The organism is Pseudomonas sp. SWI44 (genome assembly GCF_002947915.1).
Lineage (GTDB): Bacteria > Pseudomonadota > Gammaproteobacteria > Pseudomonadales > Pseudomonadaceae > Aquipseudomonas > Aquipseudomonas taiwanensis.
Window position 1 is genome coordinate 3379794 of sequence record NZ_CP026674.1, and the last position, 15486, is coordinate 3395279.

The following is a 15486-nucleotide window of genomic DNA, read 5'->3' on the forward strand; positions in this document are numbered from 1 at the left end:
CCATGTCCGAATTCGCTCCAAAAATCTATCAACAGCAAGTGCTGGACAGCGTGGAGGCCTATTTTCAAGCCTGCCACGAGCAGCCTTCTCCTTCCGTCGCCTTCACGATTACCACCGAGCGCCTGTGGGGGAGGGGTAACCCCTACTATCCGTTGTCCGGCTTCCCGTTAGACATGCCCTATTTCTGTTTACGCGTGCCTACAGGTGGCGGCAAGACCTGGCTGGCGGCGAAAAGCGTGGCAGGGGTCAACACCCATCTTCTGCGTACCGAGCACAGCGTGATTCTGTGGTTGGTGCCCAGCAAGCCCATCCGTGAGCAGACGCTCAAGGCGCTGAAAGACCGCAACCACCCCTACCACACTGCGCTGCGCGAGGCCGGGCCTATCACGGTGCTGGATCTGGACGAGGCCAAGAGCGTCACCCGCGCGACGCTGGACACCTCAACCACGGTGATTGTCGCCACGCGGCAGGCGTTCCAGGTGGAGGAGGAGGAATGTCGCAAGGTGTACCAGAGCAGCGGCACGCTGATGCATCACTTCGACAATCTCTCTCCCAGTCAGCGCGATGAACTGCTGACCGATGGCGAAGGCAGTGAGCGCACCACGCCCTATTCCCTGGCCAATGTGCTGCGCCTGCGTCGCCCCTTTGTGATAGTCGATGAGGCGCACAATAGCCGCACCGAGTTGGCCTTTGACATGTTGGCGCGTTTCCGCCCCAGCGGCGTGATGGAGCTTACCGCCACGCCCGACTTGGAGCGCACCCCCAGCAACGTGCTGCACAGTGTGTCTGCCGCCGAGTTGAAGGCGGAAGAAATGATCAAACTGCCGGTGGTGCTGGAGACTGAGCCGAACTGGCAGCAGTGCCTGGCCGATGCTATTGGACGGCGCGACGCCCTGCACAAGCTGGCCGATGAGGAGCGTCGAGCAGGTGCGCCCTATCTGCGGCCACTGGTGTTGATTCAGTCCGAGCCGCGCCGGGCCGGTGTGGAAACGTTGGATTTCGATAAGGTGCGCCAGGAGCTGATTACCAATCACGGCATCCCGGCCCATGAGATCGTCGTCGCTACCGGAGAGGAAAAGGGCCTGGAGCAGATTGACGCTGACTACAAGCTGGGCATTGCCGACCCGGCCTGCCCAGTGAAGTTCGTCATCACCCAGAAGGCGCTGGCCGAAGGCTGGGACTGCCCATTTGCCTACATTCTGGTGAGCATGGCCTCGTTGTCTTCTGCAACTGCTGTTGAGCAGTTACTCGGTCGCGTGTTACGCCAGCCCGATGCTAGCCATCGTCATGCCACGCCACTGAACCAGTCCTATGCCTTTGTGGTGTCACGTAGTTTTGCCGAAACGGCAGGTGCGCTGCGTGACCGGCTGGTGGCTGGGGCCGGATTTGAACGACGCGATGTCAGAGAGTTTGTCGTGGCTGCTAAGGCCGAGCAGGCGCGGCTGGATCTGGAGGGCACGCGGGCAGTCTATACGCCGGTTGCCGTTACTCTGACAGAGAAGCCTGATCTGAAGAGCGTGCCCAAACTGGTACGTGACAAGGTGAGTTGGGATGGTAAGCGCAACACACTGACAATCAGCACGCCACTGACTGAGGATGAGGCGGAGGAGCTCAAAGCCTCGGTTAGTTCGGAGGCAGCAGCGGTGGCGATTGTGCAGGCCGCAGAGACCAGTCGCACCACTGCGATTGAGTTCTTCCAGACTCCTGCTGAGTTGGGAGAGCATTTGCGAGTTCCACAACTGGCATTGCATGTGCAGGGGGAGTTGCAACTGTTCGATGATCCCGAGGTGCTGGAGTACCCCTGGGATGTGTCGATCTACGATGCAGCGCCGGCAACCGATGACCTTGCGACGTTGGGTGGCGCTCTGAAAGTGTCCGAAGGCGGCGTAATCGACATCGACAGTAGCGGAAAGCTGATTCCGCGATTCCTGCCTGACCTGCAGCGTGATCTGGGGCTGGTCTATCAGCCGGAGAACTGGGATGAGCTACGCTTGGCCACTTGGCTGTGCCGCAACCTACCCGAGCCGTCGCTGACCCATGCCAGCAAGCAGGCCTTTGTTGTGGCGTGGCTGACTGATTTGCTGCGCCGGGATGGCTTCACGCTGGCCCGCGTTAACCTGCAGAAATTCCTGATCCGCAATCTGATCGAGGCGCGCATTCGAGCACTGCGTAAGCAGGCTATAAACATGGCCTATCAGCAGGCTCTGTTTGCCGATGATGCGGCGTCACGCGTAACCGTGGGCGATCAATATGCTTTCGAGTTCCACGCCCACGGTTACGCGCCCAGCCGCGACTACGATGGGCGATTTGGCCTCTTCGATTTCCGTAAACACTTCTATGGCCGCATTGGGGACTTCGATAGCAAAGAGGAGTTCCTTTGCGCTTGTGAGCTGGACAAATGGGCGCAACAGGGGCGCATCCAGTTCTGGGTACGAAACCTCGTGCGCCGGGAAGGTAGTTCGTTCTTCCTACAGAAGGCTGATGGTCGTTTTTACCCCGATTTTCTTTGTCAGTTGCCCAATGGAGCGGTGTTGGCCGTTGAATACAAAGGTGCAGATCGTTGGAGCGCCCATGAGGATGACCGTTTGATTGGCGGCCTGTGGGCACGGCTTTCCGAGGGGCGTTGCCGCTTCGTGATGATCACGGACAAGCGCTGGGAAGGGATTGAGGAGAATTTGCAGTGAGTGCAAGCAAAAAGGGCCAGATTGACAGCGCCAAGATTGTGATCGGCGAAGTGTTCTCCCGCTTCTGGTTCCGTATTCCGGACTACCAGCGGGCTTACGTCTGGGGCAAGGATGAGATATCCGAGCTAATCGACGATGTGAACTACGCCAGCGAGCACAACCCGGACGGCCAGTATTTCTTGGGCTCGATGGTGCTGCGCAAGGCTACACGCACCACCGAAGGGGTGAGCTTTGAGGAATACGAGCTGCTGGATGGTCAGCAACGCCTGACCACCCTGATGTTGATGTTGGCCTGCATCCGTGACCGGGTCACGGACGACAAGCTCAAGGGCGCCTGCCGCGAGATGCTGTTCCAGGAGGAAAATAAGTGGAAGAAAATTCCTGGCCGCAACCGCATCGTCTATGACATCCGCGACAACGTGGGCAATTTCATCGAGCGCTTTGTTAAGGCCGACAACGGCTCGTGCAGCGCTGATTTGGCTGGAATTGCCGCCAGCAAGAACCTGTCTCTGGCCAATATGGCGGCAGGAATGCAGACCATTCATGCCGGTTTTGATGACAGCAGCCGTTTCCCTAACGAAGGCGACTTTGACCGTTTCGTTGGCTATCTGCTGAACAACGCTCTGTTCATCTATGTGGCCACCGAGGATCTGGACGATGCCTTCCGGCTGTTCACCATCCTCAACGACCGGGGTATTCCGCTGTCCAACAGCGATATTCTAAAGGCCAAAAACCTCGGGGCTGTCACCAAGGAAAGCGAGCGCAGCAAGTGGGCTGAAAATTGGGAAGAAGTTGAAGGTGAGATGGGCCGCGACGAGTTTGACCGTTTCCTCTCGCTGGTGCGCACCATCTATGTGAAGGACAAGGCACGTGAAGGTCTGCTCAAGGAGTTTGACGAGCGTATCTACGGCGCCAAGCCGCCGCTGCTGGCGCTGGGCAGCGAGAGCTTCGAGGCCGTGAAGGCGTACAAGGATGCATTCGATGAGGCGATCCAGCTCGATGGTCTGCCGGCCAGTCTGGGTAATGCCTATCGCAACCGTATCAACGTGATGCGTCGTGGCATGCCTTCCACCGACTGGATTCCGCCAGTGTTGGCCTGGTATCGTAAGTTCAAGGCAGCGAAGTTGCTCGATCTGATCGAGCGCATCGACAACAAATTCTCGGCTGACTGGATCGTGCAGCTCACACCAACCCAGCGCATCAGCAACATGAATGAAGTGCTTAAGGTGATCGAGGCGGCCGAGACCCCGGCTGAAGTGCTTGCCAGCAAAGCCTTCGACTTTGACCGTAAACAGTTGCAGGACTTACTGGACGGCGCCATCTATGGTCGGCGCTTCGCTCGATATGTTCTGCTGCGCCTGGAGTACTTGCTGGCCAGTCATGCCGCGCCGTTAAACCTGCCGGATGATATTAGTGTGGAGCATATCCTGCCGCAGAATCCGGATGGCGCGAGCCAGTGGGTCAAGGACTTCAATGAGGAACAGCGCGAGATATGGCTGCACCGCCTGGGCAACCTGATGCTGCTCTCGCGGCGTAAGAACACGTCCCTAGGCAATCTGGACTTTGCGAGCAAGCGAGTTCGCTACTTCGAGGATCGGGTGGAAAGCTTGCCAAACTCGCAGCGTTTGTTGGCGATGGGGAGCTTTAGGCTGACTGACCTGGAGGCGCGTCACAAAGACCTGTTGCAGCGCCTGAAAGATTCCTACGAGTCGGACGCTTGATTCAGCGTTTTGCAAAGCTACAGGAGCAAAGAAAAATCCAGGTCACAGCATGAGCAGCCATAGGCTGCTCATGCTGTTCTATGCCCGTTTGAGTTGAGTGAGTGCAAGGCGCTCTGGATCAGCGCTTCGACGTGATGCGAAGCCCGATGCATTTGAGCAGCCAGCCGAATAGGCTGATTGTCAGGGCGAAGACCAGCAGCACCGGCCAGAAACGCAGAGCGAGAGCCAACAGCGCGACCGCGACGCCGCAACTGGCCAGGATACCGATCAGCACGAATACCAAGACAAGGAAACGGAGTAGGTACATGGAATGGCCCTCAGGCTCCATTACAAGGAGCCTTGCTCGGCCAGCGAAACACAACCTTCGCTGGCCACCACGATGTGATCAAGCGTCCTGACACCGACCAGGCTCAGTGCGTCCTTCAGCTTGCTGGTCAAGACACGGTCGGCCTGGCTGGGTTCGGGATCCCCTGAGGGGTGGTTATGCACCAGTATTACAGCAGCGGCGTTGTACTCTAGGGCGATCTTGACCACTTCCCGTGGGTACACGCTGGCCCCATCTAGCGTGCCTCTGAACAGCTCCCTGAAGGCAATCACCCGGTGCTTGGTATCGAGTAGCAGCAGCGCAAATACTTCGTATTCATAGTACTGCAGCAGTGTTTGCAGGTGGCCGAAGACCTGCTTCGGCTCAGTCAGTGCCCGGCCTTTAGACAGGCGACTCATTGCCAGCTGCTGAGCCATACGCAGGATGTCAGCTTCGGTGACGGGGGATTCCATGACATAGGTACCGGTCGTTTCACCAGCGATGAGCTTGTGATATTTCATGGTGGACTTCCTATTTGAATGCGAAGAAATGAAAGGGGCTGAAGAGTTCGGTTACTGAGCCGAAGACCTGCTGTTGTGCCGCACGGCTTGCGATTCCAACTTTTGAGCGAGTGAGGGTTTGGCAGGCGCTGCCAGTTGGGCTTGGGGCTTTCCAGGGCTGGGCTGATCTTCTATGGCGGGGAAGAACTCCTCGACGATGGCACCGCAGTCCTCCTCGCTGTCTTCAAAGGCGCCATTGTTAAAGCCCTGCCGGGCCGCCTGATCCAAGGTGCTCTGGTCAAAGCCTGCGGCTTGCCGGGTTTCCTCCAGTTGCTTGGCTTCCAGTAAGGCGTCTTCTAGGCTCAGCCCACTACGTACCGTGATGTCCACGTAGAAGATTGGCGTGCCATGGCTTTGCCGAGTGGACTTACCACGCAGGCGTAACTCCAGAGGCAGGCAGGCCAGGCGATTGCCAGAGATGGCTTGGAAATACTGCAGGCGTGCCGCCAGGGTGCGGATGCTGTTGAAGCCGGTGGTGCGGAAGACAAAGCTGCCTAGCGGGTCGCCGTCACCGATCACCACGTTCAAGCGACCGTAAGGTTTGCAGGCATTGCCTTGGGCCAGTGAGCAGCCATCAGGTGAAGGGCAGGGCAACGACTGGATGCCGTCCTTGGTCAAACGTTTGCAGGTCTCACCATTGCCGACGCATAGCGGCCGGCCGGTGTTACGGTCGAACAGGCTGTAGTCCGCGCGAAAGTTCAGGTCAGGCTCGTTGAACAGTAGGCGGATCGGAATGCTGCGCAGCTTGCCGTCCTGGCCATTGCGCAGCTCCTCATTGAGTGGATGCAGCAGCCAGCCATCGCGGCTCTGTACCTGTGATGTAATGGTGAACTGATCGTCTTTTTCCGGCAGACGCTTGCCGTTCTTCTCGACGACTTTGCCGATGGAAATGCGCCCGAGTACCGGGGGGGTGATAGCTAGACCTTTAAGCATGGTGGTTATCCTTGGTCTGAAAAATAAAAAAGCCACCGAGACGTAAACGGTCCGGGTGGCTTGAATGAAGGGACTGGTTCAGATGATCAGAAAACGGCGACTGCCTGTTTTGATTTTGGGGTAGCGGGCCTGCAGGTAGGGTTTGTCCTTGAGCATCTGTTCGACATCCAGCCCAATACTGTCCTTGGACCTCTTCCAGCTGATGTAACCCTCGGCAAACTCTGCACGGGTGGCTGCGCCCATGGCCTGTTGCAGGGCTTGCTTAAGTTGCGCCTCACGGGTTTCCTGCTGGGCGATGCTCTGGCGAATAGCCTTGAGCTCCAGGTAGGTGTTGGCCAGCTCCGGGTGCTGGCTGAAGTCCTGCGCCTGCCCGTTGTCCTCGGGGTAGAGGCAGCGCAACGCCGCTTCCGCAGACGCTGTGCCATCGGCCGGTGGAGGGGTATCACTGACCACGTAATCCCAGAACTGTCGCTCCAGATCGATCAGCCGAGCTATCATCGACTCGTCCCGTTCGATGCGATGGATCTCAAGGTGTTGGCCACCCAGCAGTACCGCGACATCCGCCGCCTGTTTGCCGGTGACGGCCAACTGATGCATGACCTGCAACTGCACATACTCCGGCACGCCTTCCTTCCAAAGGCGTGCCCCATTTATACCGGCGGTCTTGCATTCGAGGATCTGCACGTCGTCTGCGCCAATGACCTCGCGGTCGATGTTGGCGAGCATCCAGGACAGCTCGGGATTCGGATGCTGCAGTACGGCATTGATACGTCGTACCCGGATGCCGCTGCGTTTGCTGTAATGCCAGGCGACGATGGGCTCCAGCACATTGCCCCAGTAGGCTGGACTCTCTTCATCCTGCGGGTCGAGCTTGGGAAGTGACGTATCACGACCGGTTTTCTCCAGCCACAGCTCCAACTGCGACTTGTAGGGATTCAGGCCAACGGCAGCGGCTGCATCCGAGCTGCCGATACCCTGTTTGCGCACCGACAGCCAATCTTCACGAGGTAACTCTTTGGTGCTGATCAAGCGCAGTGCCGGGCGAGACCTGCCGGTGCTGCTCAACGGAGTGGCTTTCATAAAGTTCACCTTGCGGACATAAAAACGCCCAACCAGCGCCAAGGCTGATCAGGCGTTATCGCGGTGGAAAGACGTTAAGCGGTCAGGCGACCAGTTGTAGGGCTGTGTCCAGAGCGCGTTGCTTGATCTGCGCCCCTTGACCGAACCAGGCCGAGTCCATGCGGTACTCATTGCTACGGGCGCGGCGCTCGTGATCGATGTACTCGGTCACCGCATTGAGCAAGCCCCAGGCGGTGCCGCGTGCCGATTCGAGCTGGCTGCCCCGACCATGGCCTTCATACAGCTCTTGGACCTTGCGCAGAGCACGTTCGTTAGGTAGTTGCTCCGGCAGTTGATTGCTCGGATTTACCTCGCACAGCACGTTCATGAAGTATCCAAGAGCTTCTTGCCACTGGACCTTGCGTTCAGCGAGATGGCGCATGCGGCACATGAACTCGTCCCAACCGGAGACGGCTATGCCGAGTTGCTTCTTCACAGCCTTCGGATCGAAGCGGGTGTTGTGCGGCACCTTGATCGCGCGGCTGGTGCCGTCCAAGGCGATGGTCAAGGTGTTGTTGCAGACTACCCGCACGGTAGTGGGTGTTGCCGTGGTGGCCAGGGTGCCGTCGCAGGACGTGGCCAGCAGTAGGTAGCCGTTAACCTGGTCGTTACCCTTGAGTGCAGCACCTTGACCGGTACGCGCCAACGCCCAGAACTTGCGACCACCTTTGAGTACCCCCGCAGTCTCCAGCTCGTAGCCGGAGACCTCGGTGAGGTCACGATAAAACTCCAAAACTTCCCGAGGCTGCACGGTGTGATAGCGCTGGGAGACCACCGACAGCGGTGCCTTGGTGTCGGAGCGGTAGAGCACCTTCTGTTCGGGGAAGGAATGGATCGCGCCCAGGTGGCCGACGGTCTCTGATTTGAAGAGGACGGGGCTTTCCTGGATCGCCCAGTCCATGCCGGCTTCGCGTTGCCAAACTTCGATGGGTTGTTTTTGCGTGAGCTGATTGCCCAAGCCATGCCAGGGAGTTTCGCCAGCATAAGCCATAGTTTCGATGAGATGAGCCATGATTGTTATTCCTTTAGGTGCAAGCCGGCATAAAGCGCCACGCAGAGCGCAGCACCGTCCGGACGTAATAAATAGAAGGGAAGTTGACTTGGTTAGGTCGGGAGGTTGAAGCGGTGGCCACATAGCAAGCAGAGGTTGTGGGCCAGGACGTGGCGATCGAGCGACTCACCCAGTTGGGCGCCGAGCGCACAGCCGCCGACCCCGCCGGCCAGGCCGCCGAGGATTGCGCCTGATACTGAACCGAGGGTGATGCCGATAGGCCCGGCGATAGCACCGATAAGCGCACCAGCCTGACCACCAGCTAGAGCTGCGCTGACGCCACGGGCAGCACCGCCTACGGTGCCGATGGCCGCGCCGACTTTCATGGCGTGATGGAAGGAAGCGACTTTGGGGGAGTGACAACGGGGGCACTGCAATGACATGGGGCGAATCTCCTTGGTGCTTATGTCATCGCGATAATGTGTGGCTGAGATTTTTTCGAATCGAATGGTAGTGTCATGACCACTGTATCAGTCAGAAACTGACCGCAGCAGTCGACCCACGCGGACACACGAAGGTCTCTAGGCAAGTTTGTCCTATGCACTACAGCGGTGAATACGGTTGCATTCTGATTTCGTCATGCCATCTGAACGCAGATGGAGTAGACCATATGGAGTGGAGGCCGTTTGTCGATCATCCCCCGCCGATCTCGAATCTGCTCTAACGGGGAACCCGGAAGCGCTTGAGGTTCACCTGACACTCGTCGAGCGAGGAATACTGATTGACGGGCATATAGTCAAGATTCACTGTCACTGTCTTTCGATGGATGGAAATGGCCGTGTTCAACCGTATCGGCTGGCAGAGTTCATGCGGAATGCCATCGTTGATTATGCGATTCCGAGCTCGGAGCTCGTCGAGGCAAAAGCGCGTGACAGCCGATTCAACAGCACCGAGGCAGTCGCCGAACTAATCGAGCGCGTCGATCGCTCGTTTACCGATTTGGCGAACACCGGCGAGGGCGGAGAAATGCTGCTGTTCCTGCTGACGGAGCGCTTCCTCAAGCTGCGACAGATTCTTTCCAAAATGGATCTCAAGACCGGCACACGTATGCACTATCACGGCGCGGATGGGGTTTTGTATGTGGGCGTGACAGCGGAGGGCACTTTAAAGCTCTACTGGGGGAATCAAAAGTCTACGCGGATGCGAGCGCTGCGATTCGCGACTGTCACAATTCCTTCTCCCCCTTCCTGATCGAGCCCAAACACGAGGAGGCAGGCCGGGAGCGCGACCTAATGCTCCTGAGCGACAAGGCCGACCTTAGCAACCCAGCCCTCACCTGTTTGAGGCTGGAGTCGAAATCAACGTCATCCGGGCCTGGCTGGGTCACGTCGGTCTGGACGCGACGAACCGTTATGCTGAGATCAACATTCGGACTAAGGAAGCTGCTGTTGCCTTGTGCGCTCCACCTGATCAATCCTCGGAGGCATCCTTCCAAACAGACGCTTGGCACCGGGACGTCGACTTGCTGAAATGGCTCGATTCCCTTTGATTCTTATGTGCCCGCTCGGGTCGAGCGCCCCCGTCATTCCTGGGGCTGCCGAGCCAGTGCCCCATAACAGCAAAGGGAACAAAAGCCGGATTATGTGGCGCGCGACATAATCCGGCACCACGATCTCCGGCACCCAGCCGAGGAAGGCGAAGCAACTGGCATGGGAGCCCAGCCAGTCGAGCAACTGCTGCGATCAGGTGGTCTCGGCGAAGGTATAGCAGGAGGCGCCGAGCACCTCGACGAACACCTGAGCCTGACGGATTTCGCCGCTGTGGCGGTCGATCACCGGCACCGTCTGCCCGGCATAGTCGACGAACAACTTCTCGCCGACGCGGTGCTCCTGACGCATCACCACATCGACCTTGCCGGCCCAGGCCCGGTAGTGCTCGCAGAACCACCTGTACTGGAGTGTGTCACGAACGCTGGCGTAAGCCGGCGATGCTGTATCAAAGATGGGAGAAGGCCTCCCGGAGTCGGCTTGCAGGAGCTGGCTTCAAACCGCCCGGTGCTGCTGCGTTCAAAAAGCGTGGTGGTGAGCGACTGTGGAAAAGGCGCTGATAAACGGCGTCAGGTACGTATTGAGAAGATGAGCGAAAGCAAACCGTTCGAGGACGCATCGTTAAGTTGGTCAAGTGCTGTCAAAACCAAGGTCGTTCAGTAGCCTTGGGATCAGTCTGGAGGGCACCTGTTTACTGTCCAGATGGCAGCCGGTGTATAGGCGGCATGAGCTCAATACAGGCTTTGATACGGAACGTGAGAACCTGGCCTTTGATGCCAAGGGAAATGACAAGCGGTTACCACCGCGAGGAAGAATACCGATGCAAAGGTTCAGGGGCAGAGCCATTCGTAGTAGTGATGAACCTCTTGTAATGAGAGCGGAGCGAAGGGATGGCGTTGCCCGGCTTTCTCATGTCGTCAACTCGCTGTGGCGAGGAGGAGCGGCATGAGCACAGCAAAGTCGTACAGCATTTCCAAATTGACAGTTTGGGAGGCCTTCCAGCGTGTGAAAGCCAATCGAGGAGCCGCTGGGATAGATGAACAGTCTATTGCCCTGTTCGAGCAGAAGCTGCAACGGAACCTGTACAAGGTTTGGAACCGCATGTCGTCGGGTTCCTATTTTCCGCCACCGGTTCGGCAGGTGGAAATTCCGAAGCAATCAGGAGGCAAACGCAAGCTGGGTATTCCAACGGTAGCCGATCGGGTGGCTCAGACCGCCGTCAAGCTGCTTATAGAGCCGCGCCTGGATTGTCTTTTTCATTCGGATTCCTATGGATACCGGCCGGGAAAGTCAGCCAAACAGGCGGTCGAGATCACTCGCAGGCGCTGCTGGAATATGAATTGGGTGGTGGAGTTTGATATCAAGGGAGCTTTTGATCATATCGATCATGAGTTGCTGCTCAAAGCAGTAAGGCATCATGTGAAGGACGACTGGATTCTGTTGTATATCGAATGGTGGCTTAAAGCGCCGTTTGAGACTGCTGACGGCGTTCAAGTACCGCGTGAAAGCGGCACGCCCCAAGGTGGGGTTGTCAGTCCCTTATTGATGAATCTGTTCATGCACTATACGTTCGATGCCTGGATGCAAGGGTCTTATCCGGGATGTCCGTTTGCCCGCTATGCCGACGATGCGGTGGTTCACTGCCGCAGCGAAAAGCAAGCGTATGAGGTCATGGCGGCAATCAAGGCACGATTGGAAGCATGCCTGCTGACCATGCACCCGGAAAAGTCAAAGATCGTTTATTGCAAGGACAGTAACCGCAAAGCAACCTACCCGACGACGCAGTTCACGTTTCTAGGATTCACCTTTCGGCCACGAGAGGCACAGGGTAATAATGGACGCCGGTTCACCAGCTTCCAGCCTGCTGCCAGTAACGAGGCTTTGAAACGAATGCGCCAGCAAACGCGCCGCTGGAATATCCAGCGGCAAACGCCGGCCAGCCTTCTGGATCTGTCAAAGCGGTACAACGCTACTCTTCGAGGGTGGTGGAACTACTATGGTGCGTTTTACAAAACAACGATGCATAAGGTCTTCGATCATTTTGACTTGAAGCTAAAGCGATGGGCACGTCAGAAATACAAACCACTGGCCGGGCACAAGCGCCGCAGTGCTGACTGGCTCAATCGAATGAAGAAAGCCTGTCCATCGTTGTTCGTGCACTGGCATGTCTTTGGAAATGCGGTTCGACTGGGCAACGGGAGCCGTATGAGTTGAGAGGCTCACGTACGGTTCTGCGAGAGGCTGAAGGTGAAACTCCTTTGGTCTACTTACCAGCCCTGTGGCTGGCCCAGAAGATACTCCTGCCAGAGCAGCGCCAGGGTTGCGCCCGGTCGGCGCAGCTCCGCACACCCAGACCCAGTCGGGCAGTGGTCGTGGCTGGGAGGGGACTGCCGGCGGTGGCGGGAGAAGGCGCCGCTCCAGCTCAGCGTCGGAAACTCAGCGGGAAGCGGCCAGGAGAGGCCGCTGGATGTGAATCGGTAGAGGTAGTCACCGACGATGACACGACCGACCCGCACACTGGCCGCAATCTGGCGAGCCGATAGTCCGACCTCGAACTTGAGACGTAGCACTTTGCGAATCTTACCCATGGATAAACGCTCCACGACAACCTTTCTGCTTCGAAAAAGATGTTGATGGTGGTGAAAAAAGTAACCGTCCGGGCAACACACCGGTCGCGGTAGGGACGGCAGTTACCTGCCGTCCCTACCGCGACCGCTTGTTCAAGCAGTTGTTCGCGGCTTGGATTCAGGCTAGACATGGTGTTGCTCTGGAAGGTGGGAGAATGACGATGCTGCCGGGCGAGAGGCGTGGTCAGGGCCGATGCACGGGCTGAATGGCGCCGCATGGCCCTGAGTCGCATAGCTTACCTTCCTCGCGCAGGGGGCCGACCATTGCCCTGACGCCCATCGTTACAACTGGATCAGGCAGCATCAGTTCAACGATGGACTATCACCTGTGGTGGATGAAGAAAAACTTAACCCACTGCCCGGAATGGGTTGACCACTACACTTCGACGCTGAGTTCGGAATAGGACATGGGGCCGCACCCTACCGAAAAGGTCAGCTGTTGCACTCAGTTTTTGCGGCCGCCTAGCTTCAGCGGAAATTTAGTTACTACTGCGCTCGAAAATCTTTTCAATCTTTACTTTTAAGACTTGTGCGGTAAAGGGCTTGATTACGTAGCCGTTCACTCCAGCTTCGGCTGCCTTAATTATCTGTTCACGTTTAGCCTCGGCAGTCACTATTAAAACTGGAAGGTGTTTGATACGGTCGTCAGCACGTACAAAATTCAAAAGATCTATACCGGACATGCCAGGCATATTCCAATCAGTGATGAGAAAATCGAAGCTACCTTTTTTAAGCATCGGAAGTGCAGACATTCCGTCATCTGCCTCAAATATGTTAGTGAACCCCAGGTCGCGTAACAAATTTTTTAAGATCCGTCGCATCGTTGAAAAATCGTCAACGATAAGTATTTTCATGTTTTTATTCAACTAAGCACCGAGCCGTCACTTCTATAATAAATTAATTACAATTTATAGCCAGCTACAAAAATTACATGGCTTTTCGCCACTTGGAAGTGGTTATCAGCCGCTCACCAAAAAACTCCAAGTGCCCCATCGGGTTTTCCGGTAATGGCCAAGCATCTATTTTTTGCGCGATAGCTTTAAATGCCAGGGAGCACTGAGAACGCGGAAAAGCATCGTATACAGCACGCTGTTTTTTTACAGCCTTGCGCATACATTCATCATAAGGTATGGCGCCAACATATTGTAAGCTCACGTCAAGAAAGATATTGGTAACACGCATTAATCTAGCGAAAAGATTGGGTCCTTCTTGGGGGGTTCGTGTCATGTTAACTAGTATTCGGAAGCGAGCCACGCCGTAAGAATGACTGAGCATTTTTATTAGCGCATAGGTATTGGCAACTGAAGCTGGCTCGTCACATAGGACCATTAATACTTCGCGAGATGCACGAATATAACTGATAACTGTGCTACCTATGCCGGCAGCCGTGTCAATCACCAATACGTCGAGCTTTTCGTCGATATCATTAAAGGCTTGAATTATTCCGCCGTGCTGAGCTGGCGTTAAATGACTCATGCTCTGGCAGCCCGAAGAGGCAGGAACGATGCTGATTCCGCGGGGCCCTTGCAGAACGACATCCCGCAGTTCACATCGTCCCTTAATCACGTCAGCAAGGTTTTGGGTGGGTGCTAACCCAAGTAAAACATCGACATTTGCCAGACCTAGATCAGCGTCAAGGAGCATGACCTGCCGGCCACGCTCAGCTAATGCCAGTGACAGATTTACGGCTACATTCGTTTTACCGACGCCGCCTTTACCTCCTGTTACAGCGATGACCTGCACGGGATACATGCGGCTCATTTTCTTACTCCTGGTCATTTAAGTGGCGGCCGCTTGGATTTTTTGATGTGCTACAAGACGGCTGTTCTAATCTCGTGGCTGTGAAAGCACGGCTCTATGTTTTGCCCAACGACCTGAGAGCCGCTAAATATGGCCATCGGTACCTTTTTCATTTAGCCTTAAAATTGGCGCCTCTATTCAGTCAAAGCAATAATCGTGCCAGTATTTCCCGGCCCGGCCAAAACCTGAAGGCTTCCAATAGTCCGTACTGGTTGCGGCCGTGATTCTAGTGCGACATCTTAAATTAAAGACGATACGAGTTTCTGATGAAGACTGGAGGCTTTATCAAAAAAATATGATAATTTCGTCAGTGTGTACATTAACCTCGATATTTCAGTCCTACTTACCAATAATAAACCCGTTGCGGTAAAGAATGTCAATAAGGCAGTTTATCAGGTGCGGATATTTTCGTTGGTATAACTATATATCAGTTTCCTGGGGATAGCCAGCTTCTAACATTATGAGTAATGTATAGATTGCGTACGATTTCCGCTGCCTCGGTCTTATTTTTGTATGGGCCAAGAATTATAAAGTTATTTTCTTGTCGTATGACCGGCAAGTTCATTGCTTTAATTGCTTCAGCGGATTTCCTACGGTCCGATGCACTTGATATAGTAATCTCTAACACCCATATTGCTGAGCCTTTGGATAAGGCCTTTATATTTTTTTGATACTTAACAATTGCGTGGCACTTAAAGCACTGTTGATAGGTGGTCGGCACTAATGCAGCCCTTACAGAGCAGAGGTGAAATAGCTGGTCAGGTGTAAAATTTGTAGTTTTTTTTCGGCGGCTAATCATCATTAATAATCCTGCTGACGTCATAACGCCACTTGCTATAAGCAAGTATCTCAACCAAGCTGCAATAGAGATTTCATTTTTAAGAGTCTCGTAGCTTAGTTTGTCTTCTGAATCCGAAAATTTAAATGACGTCATCCAGGTCCAACTATCTTGTTTTTCTGATTTGTGAGCTGGCGACATTAAAGAAGCCTCGCCAGAGTGGTTAGATTCTGCCTGGCTGTCTGGGTTGATTCTATTTTTGTCAGGGCATGACAAAAAAGAAGTTTCCGTAAAAAAAAATGTGCCCAGTGCCAATAGCTGTATTGCTAGTCCAAATATAAAAACTGCGCTTAATTTCAATTTAGCCACCATTCTTTATTTCAAATTGGAATCGTCTGGTAGTGCCCATGGCACTGCTCTCG

General features: G+C 55.4%; 13 protein-coding genes and 3 pseudogenes. 5 read left to right on the forward strand and 11 right to left on the reverse strand.

Annotation, left to right across the window (positions count from 1 at the left end; translation table 11 throughout):
- Positions 1 to 2: 2 nt before the first annotated feature.
- Both C4Q26_RS15970 and C4Q26_RS15975 read left to right on the forward strand, forming a co-directional pair.
- On the forward strand, positions 3 to 2684 hold the full coding sequence (locus C4Q26_RS15970; RefSeq protein WP_104883296.1) for a DEAD/DEAH box helicase: 2682 nt from the start codon (positions 3 to 5) through the stop codon (positions 2682 to 2684).
- On the forward strand, positions 2681 to 4405 hold the full coding sequence (locus C4Q26_RS15975; RefSeq protein ID WP_104883297.1) for a DUF262 domain-containing protein: 1725 nt from the start codon (positions 2681 to 2683) through the stop codon (positions 4403 to 4405). The genes C4Q26_RS15970 and C4Q26_RS15975 overlap by 4 nt, the downstream gene beginning before the upstream one ends.
- A gap of 118 nt (positions 4406 to 4523) precedes the next feature.
- Here C4Q26_RS15975 and C4Q26_RS15980 read toward each other — a convergent pair whose 3' ends face one another.
- The 6 genes from C4Q26_RS15980 to C4Q26_RS16005 all read right to left on the reverse strand — a co-directional run bounded on the left by C4Q26_RS15980 (position 4524) and on the right by C4Q26_RS16005 (position 8755).
- Positions 4524 to 4712 (reverse strand): hypothetical protein, encoded by a 189-nt coding sequence (locus C4Q26_RS15980; RefSeq protein ID WP_104884051.1) that lies wholly within the window; start codon positions 4710 to 4712, stop codon positions 4524 to 4526.
- Positions 4713 to 4732: 20 nt separating this feature from the next.
- Positions 4733 to 5230 carry a DNA repair protein RadC gene (gene radC / locus C4Q26_RS15985; RefSeq protein ID WP_104883298.1) on the reverse strand — a complete coding sequence of 166 codons (498 nt, stop codon included), beginning with the start codon at positions 5228 to 5230 and terminating at the stop codon, positions 4733 to 4735.
- 51 nt (positions 5231 to 5281) lie between these two features.
- Positions 5282 to 6202, reverse strand: coding sequence for a hydrolase or metal-binding protein (locus C4Q26_RS15990; RefSeq protein ID WP_104883299.1), 921 nt, complete (start codon positions 6200 to 6202; stop codon positions 5282 to 5284).
- Positions 6203 to 6280: 78 nt separating this feature from the next.
- Positions 6281 to 7282: a YqaJ viral recombinase family protein gene (locus C4Q26_RS15995; RefSeq protein WP_104883300.1), complete on the reverse strand. Its 1002-nt coding sequence runs from the start codon at positions 7280 to 7282 to the stop codon at positions 6281 to 6283.
- A gap of 82 nt (positions 7283 to 7364) precedes the next feature.
- Positions 7365 to 8333, reverse strand: coding sequence for a DUF932 domain-containing protein (locus C4Q26_RS16000; protein ID WP_104883301.1), 969 nt, complete (start codon positions 8331 to 8333; stop codon positions 7365 to 7367).
- A 92-nt stretch (positions 8334 to 8425) separates the two neighbouring features.
- Positions 8426 to 8755, reverse strand: a complete 330-nt coding sequence (locus tag C4Q26_RS16005; protein WP_104883302.1) for a hypothetical protein — start codon at positions 8753 to 8755, stop codon at positions 8426 to 8428.
- A gap of 424 nt (positions 8756 to 9179) precedes the next feature.
- Here C4Q26_RS16005 and C4Q26_RS28825 point away from each other — a divergent pair.
- Positions 9180 to 9841, forward strand: a pseudogene (locus C4Q26_RS28825) (DUF1837 domain-containing protein).
- Between the two features lie 129 nt (positions 9842 to 9970).
- On the opposite strand, the pseudogene C4Q26_RS16020 reads toward C4Q26_RS28825, so the two are convergent.
- A pseudogene (locus tag C4Q26_RS16020) lies at positions 9971 to 10267 on the reverse strand (IS21 family transposase); the annotation flags it as partial.
- Positions 10268 to 10339: 72 nt separating this feature from the next.
- Between C4Q26_RS16020 and C4Q26_RS28105 the strand changes: the two are divergent.
- Both C4Q26_RS28105 and ltrA read left to right on the forward strand, forming a co-directional pair.
- Positions 10340 to 10522, forward strand: a complete 183-nt coding sequence (locus C4Q26_RS28105) for a hypothetical protein (RefSeq protein ID WP_177429807.1) — start codon at positions 10340 to 10342, stop codon at positions 10520 to 10522.
- A 282-nt stretch (positions 10523 to 10804) separates the two neighbouring features.
- A complete protein-coding gene (gene ltrA / locus C4Q26_RS16030; RefSeq protein ID WP_104883303.1) occupies positions 10805 to 12073 on the forward strand; it encodes a group II intron reverse transcriptase/maturase in 1269 nt (422 codons plus the stop codon).
- Positions 12074 to 12129: 56 nt separating this feature from the next.
- Here ltrA and C4Q26_RS16035 read toward each other — a convergent pair.
- From C4Q26_RS16035 to C4Q26_RS27880, 4 genes and pseudogenes are all read right to left on the reverse strand, one after another.
- Positions 12130 to 12447, reverse strand: a pseudogene (locus tag C4Q26_RS16035) (IS21 family transposase); the annotation flags it as partial.
- A 518-nt stretch (positions 12448 to 12965) separates the two neighbouring features.
- Positions 12966 to 13340, reverse strand: coding sequence for a chemotaxis response regulator CheY (locus tag C4Q26_RS16040; protein WP_177429834.1), 375 nt, complete (start codon positions 13338 to 13340; stop codon positions 12966 to 12968).
- 73 nt (positions 13341 to 13413) lie between these two features.
- The gene (locus C4Q26_RS16045; protein ID WP_104883305.1) at positions 13414 to 14247 is read right to left on the reverse strand and encodes a MinD/ParA family protein; all 834 of its coding nucleotides are present in this window, start codon (positions 14245 to 14247) and stop codon (positions 13414 to 13416) included.
- A 466-nt stretch (positions 14248 to 14713) separates the two neighbouring features.
- Entirely contained in the window at positions 14714 to 15424 is a 711-nt protein-coding gene (locus C4Q26_RS27880) for a hypothetical protein (protein ID WP_158664893.1), read from the reverse strand.
- Positions 15425 to 15486: the final 62 nt, after the last annotated feature.